Consider the following 14,642-nt stretch of genomic DNA (forward strand, 5'->3'; position numbering starts at 1 on the left):
ATTATATATATCGTAAAATAGTTAGTCCTAAAATTAACAATTAATACTACTAAACTAAAAGACATGCGAAAAACAATTTTTAAAAATATGCATGGTGGTGTAAATCATTACTTACCACTGTTATTATTTTTTCTAGTAGCTCAAATTACTTTAGCTCAAATTCAAGTTAAAGGAATTGTAAGCGACTCTAATGGAATAACCCTTCCTGGGGTAAGTATCCTTGAAAAAGGTACCAGCAATGGAACAGTGACCGATTTTGATGGTAACTATACTATTTCAGCAAATACTAATGGAACTTTGATTTTTAGCTTTTTGGGGTTTGAAACTCAAGAAATTAAGGTTGTTGGAAAATCGGCTATCAATGTGACTTTAATTGAAAAACTTGAAGGTTTAGATGAGGTTGTTGTAATAGGTTACGGAACTCAAAAAAGAAGTGATGTTAATAGTTCTATTTCATCTGTAAATTCTGAAGATTTAAAAGATTTAAAGCAAATATCATTAGACCAAATGTTACAAGGAAAAGCAGCTGGTGTTAGTGTTACTAGTAATTCAGGTGCGCCTGGGGGAGCGGCGTCTATTAGAATTAGAGGAACAACGTCGTTAACAGGAACCAATGAACCTTTATATATTATTGATGGGGTTCCTATTTCGGGTGATGCTACAGGAAAATCTACAAGTGGTCAACCGCTAGTTGGTAAAGATGGTTTTTCTTCTACTGGAGGTAATGGGAATAATGCAGTTAGCCCGCTATCTATGATTAATCCTAATGATATTGAGTCTGTTGATATTCTAAAAGATGCTTCGGCAACTGCTATTTATGGATCTAGAGGTGCTAATGGAGTTATTATAATTACTACAAAATCTGGTAAAAAAGGAACGGGTAAAATTGCATATGAAGGTTATACATCCATTGTAAGTAATTATAAAAATCTTAATGTAATGAATTTGCAGCAGTTTGCTAAAAACAAAACTGAACTTGCAAAACTATTCGGATTTCAAACACGTAACGAGTTTTCTCATCCAGAATTATTAGGCTTAGGTACCGATTGGCAAGATGAAGTTTATAGAACTGCTCTAGCTAAGAACCATCAATTGTCTTTTTCAGGATCAAATGAAGGAACAAATTATTATCTATCAACAAGTTTTTTAGACCAGCAAGGAACTATTATTAATTCAGGCCTTAAACGATATACGGTTAGGTTAAATGTAGATTCTAAAGTTAAAAATTGGCTAAAAGTTGGCGCCAATTTAACTGCAGGTATAACCAACGAAAAGGTTACTGTTAATCAAAGCTTTACAGGTTTAATTAGTAATACTTTACTTCAATCTCCAGATATTCCAGTAAGAAATGCCGATGGTTCTTTTGCTGGACCACCAAGCTCAGATCAAAGTGTTACATATTATAACCCAGTTGCTGAAGCACTAACAAGAGATAATAAATTAGTTCGAAAAAACTTTTTAGGAAATGTATATGCTGAATTTTCTATTATTGAAGGATTAAAATATCGTGTTGAAATTTCGGCAAATACCGAGTTTTCAAAGAATGAAGATTTTAGACCATCCTATAAATGGGGGTCTCAAGAAAACATTACGGCAGATTTAGATACTAGAAACCAAAACTGGTATTCAACAAACATAAAAAACTTGTTAACCTATAATAAATCGATAGATAAGCATAGTTTTACTGTTTTGTTAGGTCAAGAAGCTAATGATAGTCATTGGGAAGGAGTTGTTACCTCTTCAAATGGTTTTAAAACTAACGAAAATCATACTATAAATTTAGCAGATGTAGATAATAATACGGTAACAGGTTATAAGGGAGGTGCATCTATTTCTTCATATTTTTCTCGTTTAATTTATAGTTTTGATAATAAATACAGCTTAACTGCTTCTATACGATCAGATACTTCTTCTAAATTTGATCCTACTACAGGTAATCAAACAGGGATTTTTAAAGCTATATCAGGTTCATGGAAATTATCTAATGAATCATTTATGGAAGGCACTAAAGATTATATTGACAATATTAAGTTTAGACTTGGATATGGAGAAACAGGTAATCAGCAAATAGAGAATAATCGTTATACAGCCTTGTTGAATACACAAAATTCTGGTTTAGGAAGTGGGTTTTTGGTTTCAAATTCTCCAAACCCTGATTTAACTTGGGAATCTTTAAATCAAACAAACGCGGGTATAGATTTCACCCTTTTTGATTCAAAGTTATCTTTTAGTTTTGATGTCTATGATAAGACTTCTGAAGGTTTCTTATTTCAAGTACCACTACCTGATTATTTAACAGGAGGCGGTAGTCAATATGGAGGGATTTCTGCTCCTTATTCAAACCTTGGAGTTATGCAGAATAAAGGTTATGAATTAACTTTAGGATATAATTTGAGTGCCGAAAATTTTAGTTGGAATACTTCTTTGAACTTCTCACATTACTCTAACAAATTAAAAGAAATACAAGATGGACTTGTTTTAACACAACAAGTAAATACTAATGGTTATCAGCCAGTTGTGGTTACAAATACCATTGTTGGTGAACCAATAGGCATGTTTTATGGGTATGTTGCTGAAGGGCTTTTTAACGATTTAAACGCGCTTAATAGTGCGCCTCTTCAATTTGGTCAACCAGTAGGTACTGCTGCAGGTGAAACTTATTTAGGTGATGTAAAATACAAGGATATTAGTGGTCCTGAAGGTGTTCCAGATGGTGTAATTGATGCTTCTGATAAAACACTTATTGGTAGTCCGCATCCAGATTTCACCTTTGGTTTTACTAATAACTTTAAGTATAAGAATTTTGATTTGTCATTGTTCTTGCAAGGCTCTTATGGTAATGATGTTATGAATTTAACAAGAAGAGCAGGTACAAAAAATGCTTCTTTATATGAAAATCAACTAGAGGAGGCAATGAACTATTGGACACCAACAAATACAAATACAGATGTGCCAAGACCAATTGCCGATACTGCTAATAGTAATTTGTTAATTTCCAGTCGTTATCTTGAAGATGGTTCTTACTTAAGAGTGCAAAACCTAACCTTAGGCTATTCTTTACCGCAAGATGTTTTAGAAAAATTTAAGATGTCTAGATTACGAATTTATGGTTCTGCCCAAAACCTATATACTTTTACTAAGTATTCTGGTTACGATCCTGAAATTGGTTCCTTTAATCAAAGTCCCCTTTTGTCAGGTATAGATAATGGAAGATACCCATCTCCAAGAACTTTTTCAATAGGTGTAAACGTAGAATTTTAAAAAAAAATGAAAATGAAAAATTTATTTAACATATATAAATTGCTTAGTGTGGCAATATTATTTCTGGTTTTTGTTTCATGTTCTGATGACTTTACAGATAGACCTCCAGAAGATTCAATAAGTTTAGATGCTTATTATAATACCAATGATCAAGTGGTTTCTGCAACAAACGGAATGTACAGTAGAACTTGGTTTCAGTTATGCAACAAGTTTTTCTGGGTACTAGAAATTGGTTCTGGAAATATGTATTCTGGTTCTCCTGATGTTGCAGGATTAAGAACATTCTCTTTAAACGGAAGTGATCCTGAACTAGCAAATGGTTGGGCCTCGCTTTGGGCTAATGTAGCGCAAGCAAATGCGCTCATTAATTTCTTAGAATCACGTGTTGGTCCAGATGTAGATCAAGATGTAATAGATAATGCTATTGGTGAAGCTTATTTTATGAGAGCTACAGCTTACTTTTATTTAGTACGTATGTGGGGACCTGTTCCTATTATTGAGAATAATTTAGATTACTCGAATGATCCATATATAAACACAAACCCTGTGTCAGACATTTATACATTTATCGTAAATGATTATAAAGATGCTGCAGGCAAATTGAAAAGTAAAGTTAGAAGCACAAACTATGGAGAAAATGGTAGAGTTTCTAAAGGATCTGCTAAAGCGATGCTAGCTAAAGTGTATTTATATCAAAAAGATTATCAGAATGCAAAAACAATTGCAGAGGAAGTTATTAATAGTCATGAGTTTAAGTTGTTAGGCGGTAGCGAGTTGCCTTCTATGTCTTTTGGAGATTTATTCTTGTACAAAAACAACAATAATGAAGAGTCTATTTTTGCCATTCAATGGAAAGGTGATGGAAATTATGGTTCTGCAAATAACAGTAATACGCAATTTGGAATAAGCTCTAATACCGTTTCTACATCAAATGCTTCCTATGGAGGCGTTATGGGGCCTTCGCAAGACATATTTACCTTATATGATGCAGTTGATTTAAGAAAACATGAAACCATTATGGTTCCTGGCGATACTTACCCAAATATGAATACCTCAAATGGTGTAGGGTTTACAGTGCCTGATGAAGATAATGCACAAGCCTCAGGTGGAGGTATTAAAAAATACTGTATAGGTAGAGTTTCTGAAGCAACTGGTCCCGCCGATGCATGGGCCATGATGGATAACAACCAATATATTATGAGATATGCAGAATTACTTCTTATTCATGCTGAAGCTGTTCTGGCAGGAGGTGCAAGTACTTCTGACGCCGCAGCGTTAAGCTCGTTTAATGCTGTTAGAAACAGAGCGGGTTTACCAAGTAAGACGTCAATCACGTTTGATGATATTTTTAAGGAAAGACGATTAGAATTATGCTTTGAAGGTGATTATTGGTTTGACCTTGGAAGAATTGATAAATCTGATGCCATTGATATTATATCTGCTCAAAATAGAGGAGATAAATATGGAGTACAAAACTATACCCCAACTTATTCTGCTACAGACCATGCCGCTAATGATTTTTATATAGATTATCCTGATAATGATGTAGCAAAAAACCCAAAGTTATTAGAAGATCCTGTTCCTTATACTTTTAATTAACATTAATATAATGATTATGAAAAATTTAAAAATAAAAAACATATTGGCCTTTTTTATAATGGCGTCAATAGTTGTCAGTTCTCTATCATCTTGTTCAACCGATGACAATGATAGTGCGTCTTTTGTATCTCCCGTTATTAATTCAGTAAGCAAAGCAGAAGAAGGAGATTTAACGCCTACAAATGTTGGTTATGCTAATAATATGTATGTTATTAAGGGGGCAGGTTTTACATCTATTGAAAAAATATATTTTAATGATACCGATACCTATTTTAATCCAACATTAGTTACCGATACTGCTATTTTTGTAAATATTGACCAAAATACACCTTATGAAAATGCATCAAGTGAATTAAAAATTGTTACTGCAGGAGGTACCGTTATATATCCATTTGTTATTGCTCCACCAGGACCTCAAATGTTAAGAGGTTTTAATCCGGTAAATGCAGCTGATGGTGATGAAATCACCATCTATGGAAATTTCTTTTTAGACCCTGTTGTAACATTTGGGTCAATTCAAGCTGAAGTAGTTTCTAATACATTAACAGAAATTGTAGTTAAAGCTCCAGCAGGATCAAATCATCAATATATAACTGTTACAACTATTTCTGGTTCAGTAGCCTCTACCTATGCCGTCGGAACAGCAATTTATGATGATGATTGGTATAATGGATGGACTGTTGAAGCTTGGAACAACCAAGTTTATGAAACCAATGATGATGCTGCACAAGGTAGAACCTATTTTAAGAAAAATATGGGGGGTTGGGACAATGTTCAAGGAAATTGGGGTTGGGACGATCAAATAGCAGATTATGCTGGTATTAGAATGTCTTTAAAAGGCCCTGAAGGCTCTAAAATAAAATTAGTTTTCAATGGAAACTGGAGTGATGACACAGCACCTATTATTACGCTTACATCAGAATGGAAAGAGTATTATTTTACATGGGCTGATTTGCTTAATGCTGGTCATGTTCAAAATATATCATTTCAAGAATTTACTGGTAACGGTGGGGAATATTATTTTGATAATTTTGGTTTTATTTTAAAATAGAATAATTAGTTTTTATTTAGTCAGCTTTAGAGCCCTATATACTTTTTTAGGGCTCTTTTTAATTTATTTCCATGAAAAAAATAACACAAATACTAGTATTACTAATAGCTGTATTTAGCAATGCGCAAAAATTTGAAAATTTAGCTCAAACACCACCTCAAGGTTGGAACAGCTGGAATACCTTTGGTACAGACATCAACGAAACTCTGGTAAAAGGAATTGCCGATAAATTTATTGAATTAGGCCTTAAGGATGCTGGATACCAATACATTGTTTTAGATGATGGCTGGATGGCTAAAGAACGTGATGGAAATGGCAATCTGGTTGCCGACCCTGAAAAATTTCCTAACGGAATGAAACATTTGGCGGATTATATCCATTCTAAAGGCTTAAAATTCGGACTCTATAATTGTGCTGGAGCCACTACTTGTGCGGGTTACCCAGGAAGCCGTGGGCATGAGTATCAAGATGCTCAGACCTATGCTTCATGGGATATTGATTACCTTAAATACGATTGGTGCGATACAGGTAAAATCAATGCAGAAAGTGCTTATACCACTATGCGCGATGCTCTATATAAAGCAGGACGACCTGTGGTTTTTAGTATTTGTGAATGGGGTGATAATGAACCCTGGAAATGGGCAAAAGATGTTGGACATTTATGGCGTGTCACAGGAGATATTATTAATTGCTGGGATTGCGAAGTTGGTCATGGTTCATGGTCTTCTTCAGGAGTTTGGAAAATTATCAATATGAGAAAAGAAATCCGGAAATCAGCTGGTCCCGGTCACTGGAACGACTTCGATATGATGGAAGTTGGTAATGGTATGACAAATGCAGAGGATAGAAGTCATTTTGCTATGTGGAGCATGTTAGCTTCTCCATTAATAATGGGGAATGATTTAAGAACGGCTTCTAAAGAAACTATTAAAACGCTTTCTAATAAAGAAGTCATTAATGTGAATCAAGATAAATTGGGAATTCAAGGATTTCGTTTTACTAATGAAAACAATATGGAAATATGGATAAAACCTCTTGACAACAACCAATGGGCTTTGACGTTTGTAAACATGAGTAACCATCCTTTAGATTTTGTTTTTGATTGGAAAAATCATGACATTGGAGATGATGTCAACGGACGTTATGTAGATATGATAAAGAATACCTTTCAAATTAGAGATTTATTTAATCATAAAAATTTAGGGGATACTTCAACCAATTTAAAAGCAAGAATAGAACCTCATGATGTTTTGATGGTTACTTTGAATAAATAAAGGACATCAATAATGTTCAAAAAATCATAAGATATAAGGGGATGAAAAATATTTATTTGCTTTTTTTATAACCTTAAGTGGTTCTTGCAACACAGAACAAGAACAATATAAAACCTATATAAATCTTGATGGCGAATGGCAATTTGTTCTTGATGTATAAATAGAAAAAAATAGTACAACAATAACTTAAATGAGGTTGTTGAATTACCTGAAACTACAAATACTGATAAAAAAAAGCATTCACAATAAAGACACTACCACCATGCACCTTAATAGTGTCTATAAATAAGAAGGTGTTGCATGGTATGAAAAAATTGGTTGTCCCCAAAAGCTTTAACAATAAACATGTTCAGCTTTTTTAGAAGGCACAAAACATCAAAAATATGGATAGACATTAGTTATTTTGGAGAATTTTAACGGCTTCAATCTTTTCAAATAATTCAAATGATCTATTTATCACCTTTACGGAACTATCAAATTAACTGGAATTATTTATGAAATCTATTTCTCGTAATCGATTTTTTTTCTTTTTAGTGTTTTTAATATCTTTTTGTATTTCGGCACAAAAGTAAACCGAAAGAGATCTGATTTTAATTGATAAAGATTGGCGTTTTTCGTTTGGTCATTTATATAATACTAAAAAAGATTTTAATCTGCAACAGGCTATTTTTTCTATTTAGCCAAATCAGATTTGGACATGGTTCAGCAACTCAGGGATTTGATGATAGATCGTAGCGAAAATGAGATCTTCCTCACGATTGGACTGTAGAGCAATCGTTTAGTGAAAAAGCCAGTTTTAGTCATGGGTTTAAAACTGCTGGGAAAAATTTTCCTGAAAAAAGCATAGGTTGGTACCGAAAAAAAACAATATTCCAGAATCAGATAAAGGATGAATTATTTCTTTAAAATTCGATCGAGTTTTTAGAAATTCAAAAGTATTTTTTAACGGATATTTTATCGGAAATAAAGAAAGTGGTTATAATGGTTTTGAATATGATGTTACCGCGTATGTGAACTATAGTGGTGAAAATACAATTGTTGTGTGTGTTAATGCTTCGATGGAAGAAGGCTGGAAATTTTATGCAGCCGTCCATATTTAGCAGGAATATTTTTTTGGATAGGATTTGATTATCGCGGAGAACCAACGCCTTACGGTTGTCCACCTGTAATTTCTTATTTTGGGATGATGGATGTTTGCGGTTTCCCGAAAAACAATGTGTTTTATTTGAAATCCTGGTGGGGAAATGAACCTGTTTTACACATTATGCCACATTGGAACTGGAGTGGAATGGAAGGCAAGGAAATCGATGTTAAGGTCTATTCAAATTGCGATGAAGTAGAATTTTTCCTGAACAAAAAAAGCTTAGGCAAAAAGAAAATGAAGTAATACGAACATTTAGAATGGAAGGTAAAATATATACCAGGAACTCTTGAGGTGATTGGTTATAAAAATGGCAAAAAATACTTTCTGAAATTCAGAAAACAACTAAAAATACTGAGAATATTAAGCTTTCTATTGATAAAGAAAACCAAACGAACAGCAATGTTGTAGTGGTAACCGTTGAGCCAACAGATAACCGTCCTGAATAAAGGCTACATACTAATTTTTAAGCCTCAATGCTTGGTATAGTTTATGTTTATTTAAACGGTGTGTTTTATATAAAATGTTTTGTGTGTTTTACTCCATTTAACATTTTCAATGGCCTTAATGTATTCTTTAATTTCAAATCATAATTTGCGCGTAAATACACATAAAAAAGCCTGTTTCAAATTTTGAAACAGGCTTTAATAAATTATAGATTTAAAAGAATTTAATCTCTCTTGTCTTCTCTAGGTTTTCTATCATCACGACGGTTATCGCGTCCGCGATTATCTCTACCTCTGTTGTCGCGTCCACCACGATCATTGTTTTCTCTAGGTGGTCTTGCTACATAACCTTCTGGTTTTGGTAAAATAGCTTTTCGAGATACTTTTTCTTTACGAGTTCTTGGGTCTACACCAAAGTACTTCACATCAAAAACATCACCCATATTTACAACGTCTGTTACATTTTCAGTACGTTCCCAAGCCAATTCACTTACATGTAATAAAACTTCGTTACCTGGAGCATCAATATATTCTACTACAGCACCAAAATCAAGCATTTTAATAACCTTTACTTGGTAAACATTACCAACAGTTGGTTTAAATAATAATGAGTCTATTTTTGCTTGAACAGCATCAATACCTTCATTACCAACACCTAATATTTCAACAATACCTTCTTCAGTAACAGGATCTTCGTTAATAACAATAGTTGTATTGGTTTCTTTTTGTAATTCTTGGATTACTTTTCCACCAGGACCAATTAATGCACCAATAAATTCGTTAGGAATTCTTCTGGTAATCATTTTTGGAGAATGTTCTTTAACATCTGTATTAGGAGCAGCAATTGTATCTGTTAATTTACCTAAAATGTGTATACGTCCATCGCGTGCTTGTTTTAGCGCATTGACAAGAATTTCATAAGATAATCCTTTTACTTTAATGTCCATTTGGCAAGCAGTAATACCATCGGCAGTACCAGTTACTTTAAAGTCCATATCTCCTAAGTGATCTTCATCACCTAAAATATCAGATAATACAGCGTATTTTCCAGAATTAACATCTGTAATTAGTCCCATAGCAATACCCGAAACAGGTTTCTTTAATTGAACCCCAGCATCCATAAGCGCCATTGTACCAGAACAAACAGTTGCCATAGAAGACGAGCCATTAGATTCTAATACTTCTGAAACTACACGAACAGTATAAGGACAATCTTCAGGAACCATACCTTTTAAAGCTCGTTGCGCTAAGTTACCGTGTCCAACTTCTCTACGAGATGTTCCACGTATAGGTCTTGCTTCACCTGTTGAAAAAGGAGGGAAGTTATAGTGTAAATAGAAGCGTTCTTCACCTTCAAAAGATGGCATGTCTATTTGGTTAGCTTCTCTACTTGTTCCTAAAGTAACCGTTGCTAAGGCTTGAGTTTCTCCACGTGTAAAGATAGCTGAACCATGAGTTGATGGTAAATAATCAACCTCACACCAAATTGGTCTAATCTCGTCAGTCTTACGACCATCTAAACGTAAACCTTCGTTTAATGTTAAATCTCTAACCGCTGTTTTTTCAGCTTTACTATAATATTTAGAAATTAATCCACCAATATCTGCTAATTCTTCTTCAGAAAACGTCGCTTTTATCGCTTCTTTAATTTCAGCAAATGCAGCACTTCTTTCATGTTTAGCAGAACCTGCTTTTGCTACAGCATATACTTTGTCGTATGCCATATCATGAATTTTTTGAGCTAGCTCTTCATCTTCTCTTTCTGGCTCGTATTCACGTACTTCTTTTTTGCCAAAAGCCTCAGCTAAAGCTACTTGAGCAGCACATTGTACTTTAATAGCTTCGTGAGCAAATTTGATTGCCTCAGTCATTTCTTCTTCAGAAATCTCATCCATTTCACCTTCAACCATCATAACAGAATCGGCAGAAGCACCAATCATCATATCGATGTCAGATTCTAATAATTGAGCTCTAGTTGGATTGATAACGAATTCACCATTTACACGGCCAACTCTAGCTTCAGAAATTGGACATTCAAAAGGAAAATCAGATAATTGAATAGCCGCTGATGCAGCTAAACCTGCCATAGCATCTGGCATAACCTCATCATCATGAGACATTAACTGAATCATCACCTGAGTTTCTGAATGATAATCTTTTGGGAATAACGGACGTAAAACACGGTCTACTAAACGCATTGTTAAAACTTCGCCATCACTTGGTCTAGCTTCTCTTTTAAAGAAACCTCCAGGATAACGTCCTGCTGCAGCAAATTTTTCTCTGTAATCTACCGTTAACGGTAAAAAATCAACATCTGCTTGTTTGTAATTGGAAACAACTGTACATAGTAACATACATTTTCCAGATTGCACCACAACGCTACCATGCGCTTGTTTTGCTAATTTTCCAGTTTCGATAGAAATTTCTCTACCGTCACCAAGGTCTATAACCTCTCTAAAAACTTTTGGAATCATAAATTTTTTAATTCTAATTAAACAATGGTCGTTGTGTTGTTGTGTGTAGTTGTTGTGTGTGACCAATGAAAAACTATGTATCCTGAACTTGTATCAGGATCTGCTTATTCATAATTTTCGAATGTTATACTCTTTCGATTGAGTTATATTTAAACAAAAAAGAGGCTTTACAGCCTCTTTTTATTATTTTCTTAATCCTAATTCTTTTACTATGGCACGATATCTTAAGACATCTTTCTTCGTTAAGTAATCTAGTAAGCTTCTTCTTTTACCTACTAATTTTACTAACGAACGCTCAGTATTATAATCTTTACGATTGTTTTTTAAGTGCTCTGTTAAGTGATTAATTCTTTGCGTAAATAACGCAATTTGTCCTTCAGCAGAACCGGTATCGTTTTTTCCTTTACCGTGTTTTGCAAACATTTCTTCTTTTGCTTCTTTTGATAAATACATGCTAATATTATTGTAAATGATTGTTATGTACACGAAAGCCTTTCTTTCGAGCGGCAAATATAGTAAATTTTAGTGATTTGCAAGTGTTATAAACTAAAAAAACACCTGCCAAGTTTTTAAAACTGAACAGGTGTTTTTTTAGTTTTGAAAAAAATTAAATGACATCAATTGTAAATGTAGAATCTAATTCAATTATAACATCGAAAGTTACAGGTGTTGCACTTAGTGTTCCCGATATTGTAATTGTAACAGACGTATTGTTTTTTAAATACGTTGCAATACTTTTTAATTGGTTAGTATCATCAATGCTGTATATCGTATTGTTGTCGTCTGATTGTTTAAGGTTAACATCGTTAACTGCAATAGAAATTTCGCCTATATTAAATGATGCATTTGTAATAGCTGCGTTTTCTGCACCAGTAAAATTAGAGATTTCATACGTTAACGTGTTGATCGTTATATTCTGAATTAAATCTAAATTTTTCTTAATTTCTTCATTTGTAGAAATATCTATTGTAGTAGATTCTGATAACGATGATGAACTACCGCCATTATTATCTGGAATGGCTATTTCAATTGTGGTATTAAAATCTTTAGTGATATCAAATTCAGTTAATTTGTCAAGTTCACTACAATTAAAAACAGTTAAAATTAGTAGCAATACAATGTTGGTTTTTAGACTCATAAGGTAAGATTTGGGTAGCTAAAAAATTGATAAAAACTCTTTTGTCGTTTTTTATGCTCTTAGGGGTTGATTTAATATTAAATCAAGATATTGATTCACCTTATTTTTTAAGTTTTTACGCAATGTAATAAAGTCTAAAAAACCATGTTCTAGTAAGAATTCGGAAGTTTGAAAGCCTTCTGGTAATTCTTTACCAGTTGTATCTCTAACAATCCTTGGACCAGCAAAGCCAATTAAAGCTCCTGGTTCACTAATGTTAATATCTCCTAACATAGCAAATGATGCTGTTGTTCCTCCTGTAGTTGGATCTGTGCATAATGAAATGTATGGTATGCTAGCATCTGCTAATTGTGCTAATTTAACCGATGTTTTAGCTAATTGCATTAATGATAAAGCCGCTTCCATCATACGAGCTCCTCCAGATTTTGATATAATCATTAAAGGGATGTTATTTTTTAAAGAGTAATCTGCTGCTCTGGCTATTTTTTCTCCAACAACACTTCCCATAGAACCACCAATAAAGGCAAAATCCATACAAGCTACTACTAAATCTTTTCCTTTAGATTTTCCAACAGCACATCTAACCGCATCTTTTAAATTGGTTTTTTCTTGAGCTGCTTTTAAACGTTCAGGGTATTTTTTTGTGTCAACAAACTTTAAAGAGTCTTTAGATTCAAGATTGGCATCTAGTTCTTTAAATTTATTATCGTCGAAAAGTATTTCAAAATATTCTTTACTACCTATTCTAACATGGTAACCGTCTTCTGGACTTACATAAAAGTTTTTTTCTAATTCTTCTGCATCAACAATTTTACCAGTTGGAGATTTATACCACAATCCTTTTGGGGTATCTTTTTTTCCTGAGTGGTAGTTGTAATTCCTTTTGTTTTTCTTTTAAACCAAGACATATTAATTTACCTTTTTTAGTTTACGACGTTATTTGTTTATTATAACAACGCTATTTGGATTAAGGATTGCTGCGTAATTTTTTGCTTTTACAAGCATGAAAACGGCAGAAAGCCTGACTACAAAATTAAGTCTTTTTTTAGTTTTGTGGTAACGCCCTTGTGTTTTTATTGAAGTGGGGTGTTTTTTTTAATTGTAATAATCTTGTTTTTAGTGCTTTATATAAACGATAAAGGCTCTGTTTTCTCAGAGCCTTTAATTGTTTTTTGTAATAAAACCTTTCTATAAAGTATTTACATTGTTTAAATCTTCAAATGCCTTTTTTAAACGCTCTACAAAAGTAACTTCTCCTGCACGTAACCATACACGTGGGTCGTAATATTTTTTGTTTGGTACATCGGCTCCTTCAGGGTTTCCTATTTGTCCTTTTAAATAATCGGCCTTTTCTCCCATGTAATCACGAATACCACTCATGAAGGCATATTGTAAATCGGTATCAATATTCATTTTTATAACACCATAGCTAATACCTTCTCTAATTTCTTCAACTGTAGAACCAGATCCGCCGTGGAATACAAAATCAATATGGTTTTCTTCAACACCATACTTTTTTGTAATATATTCTTGAGAATTTTTTAAGATTTTTGGTGTTAACTTTACATTTCCTGGTTTGTAAACACCGTGAACATTTCCAAAAGCTGCTGCAATAGTGAATTGGTCACTTACTTTGCTTAATTCTTCGTATGCGTAAGCTACTTCTTCTGGTTGTGTGTATAATTTAGAATCATCAACATCTGTATTATCAACACCGTCTTCTTCACCACCAGTTATACCTAATTCAATTTCTAAAGTCATGCCCATTTTAGACATACGTTCTAAATAGGTTTTACATATTTCTATATTTTCTTCAATAGGTTCTTCTGATAGGTCAATCATGTGCGAGCTGAAAAGTGATTTTCCAGTTTCAGCAAAATGTTTTTCACTTGCATCTAATAACCCATCTATCCAAGGTAATAATTTTTTAGCACAGTGGTCTGTATGTAAAATTACTGGAACACCATAAGATTCAGATAATGTGTGTACATGTTTTGCACCTGCTATAGCACCTGCAATAGCTGCTTTTTGCCCTTCATTACTTAGTCCTTTTCCAGCGTTAAATTGAGCACCTCCATTAGAAAATTGAATAATTACTGGTGCATTTAAATCTCTAGCGGTTTCTAAAACACCATTAATAGTATCCGATCCTATGACGTTAACAGCTGGTAATGCATAATTATTTGCTTTTGCATGGTTGAAAATAGCTTGTACTTCTTTTCCGGTAGCAACTCCTGGTTTTATATTGTGTCCCATTT

9 protein-coding genes and 2 pseudogenes are annotated in these 14,642 nt (G+C 33.5%); 6 read left to right on the top strand and 5 right to left on the bottom strand.

Annotated elements, in window-relative coordinates; translation table 11 throughout:
• The first annotated feature begins 63 nt into the window (after positions 1-63).
• The 6 genes and pseudogenes from RHP49_10475 (at position 64) to RHP49_10500 (ending at position 8,737) form a co-directional block, all read left to right on the top strand.
• On the top strand, positions 64-3,261 hold the full coding sequence (locus tag RHP49_10475; protein WNH11335.1) for a TonB-dependent receptor: 3,198 nt from the start codon (positions 64-66) through the stop codon (positions 3,259-3,261).
• Between the two features lie 12 nt (positions 3,262-3,273).
• Entirely contained in the window at positions 3,274-4,860 is a 1,587-nt protein-coding gene (locus RHP49_10480) for a RagB/SusD family nutrient uptake outer membrane protein (GenBank protein WNH11336.1), read from the top strand.
• A 16-nt stretch (positions 4,861-4,876) separates the two neighbouring features.
• A complete protein-coding gene (locus tag RHP49_10485; protein ID WNH11337.1) occupies positions 4,877-5,911 on the top strand; it encodes a hypothetical protein in 1,035 nt (344 codons plus the stop codon).
• 71 nt (positions 5,912-5,982) lie between these two features.
• Positions 5,983-7,185, top strand: coding sequence for a glycoside hydrolase family 27 protein (locus tag RHP49_10490; GenBank protein ID WNH11338.1), 1,203 nt, complete (start codon positions 5,983-5,985; stop codon positions 7,183-7,185).
• A gap of 956 nt (positions 7,186-8,141) precedes the next feature.
• A complete protein-coding gene (locus RHP49_10495; GenBank protein WNH14411.1) occupies positions 8,142-8,285 on the top strand; it encodes a hypothetical protein in 144 nt (47 codons plus the stop codon).
• Between the two features lie 188 nt (positions 8,286-8,473).
• Positions 8,474-8,737 (top strand): annotated as a pseudogene (locus tag RHP49_10500) (DUF4982 domain-containing protein).
• 259 nt (positions 8,738-8,996) lie between these two features.
• On the opposite strand, the gene RHP49_10505 reads toward RHP49_10500, so the two are convergent.
• From RHP49_10505 to fbaA, 5 genes and pseudogenes are all read right to left on the bottom strand, one after another.
• Complete coding sequence (locus RHP49_10505; GenBank protein ID WNH11339.1) at positions 8,997-11,246, bottom strand: polyribonucleotide nucleotidyltransferase; 2,250 nt, start codon at positions 11,244-11,246, stop codon at positions 8,997-8,999.
• A gap of 183 nt (positions 11,247-11,429) precedes the next feature.
• Positions 11,430-11,699, bottom strand: a complete 270-nt coding sequence (rpsO, locus tag RHP49_10510) for a 30S ribosomal protein S15 (protein WNH14412.1) — start codon at positions 11,697-11,699, stop codon at positions 11,430-11,432.
• A 154-nt stretch (positions 11,700-11,853) separates the two neighbouring features.
• Entirely contained in the window at positions 11,854-12,384 is a 531-nt protein-coding gene (locus tag RHP49_10515) for a hypothetical protein (GenBank protein WNH11340.1), read from the bottom strand.
• A 51-nt stretch (positions 12,385-12,435) separates the two neighbouring features.
• A pseudogene (gene accD / locus RHP49_10520) lies at positions 12,436-13,292 on the bottom strand (acetyl-CoA carboxylase, carboxyltransferase subunit beta).
• Positions 13,293-13,572: 280 nt separating this feature from the next.
• Positions 13,573-14,640, bottom strand: coding sequence for a class II fructose-bisphosphate aldolase (gene fbaA, locus RHP49_10525; protein ID WNH11341.1), 1,068 nt, complete (start codon positions 14,638-14,640; stop codon positions 13,573-13,575).
• Positions 14,641-14,642 lie beyond the last annotated feature (2 nt).

This window comes from Flavobacteriaceae bacterium HL-DH10, assembly GCA_031826515.1.
In the GTDB taxonomy this organism is placed as follows: Bacteria; Bacteroidota; Bacteroidia; order Flavobacteriales; family Flavobacteriaceae; genus Thalassobellus; species Thalassobellus suaedae.

Excerpts from the sequence above, each read along its gene's own strand:
- RHP49_10475 (WNH11335.1), top strand. The coding sequence starts at position 64 with ATGCGAAAAACAATTTTTAAAAATATGCATGGTGGTGTAAATCATTAC.
- RHP49_10480 (WNH11336.1), top strand. The coding sequence starts at position 3,274 with ATGAAAAATTTATTTAACATATATAAATTGCTTAGTGTGGCAATATTA.
- RHP49_10485 (WNH11337.1), top strand. The coding sequence starts at position 4,877 with ATGAAAAATTTAAAAATAAAAAACATATTGGCCTTTTTTATAATGGCG.
- RHP49_10490 (WNH11338.1), top strand. The coding sequence starts at position 5,983 with ATGAAAAAAATAACACAAATACTAGTATTACTAATAGCTGTATTTAGC.
- RHP49_10505 (WNH11339.1), bottom strand. The coding sequence starts at position 11,246 with ATGATTCCAAAAGTTTTTAGAGAGGTTATAGACCTTGGTGACGGTAGA.
- rpsO (WNH14412.1), bottom strand. The coding sequence starts at position 11,699 with ATGTATTTATCAAAAGAAGCAAAAGAAGAAATGTTTGCAAAACACGGT.
- RHP49_10515 (WNH11340.1), bottom strand. The coding sequence starts at position 12,384 with ATGAGTCTAAAAACCAACATTGTATTGCTACTAATTTTAACTGTTTTT.
- fbaA (WNH11341.1), bottom strand. The coding sequence starts at position 14,640 with ATGGGACACAATATAAAACCAGGAGTTGCTACCGGAAAAGAAGTACAA.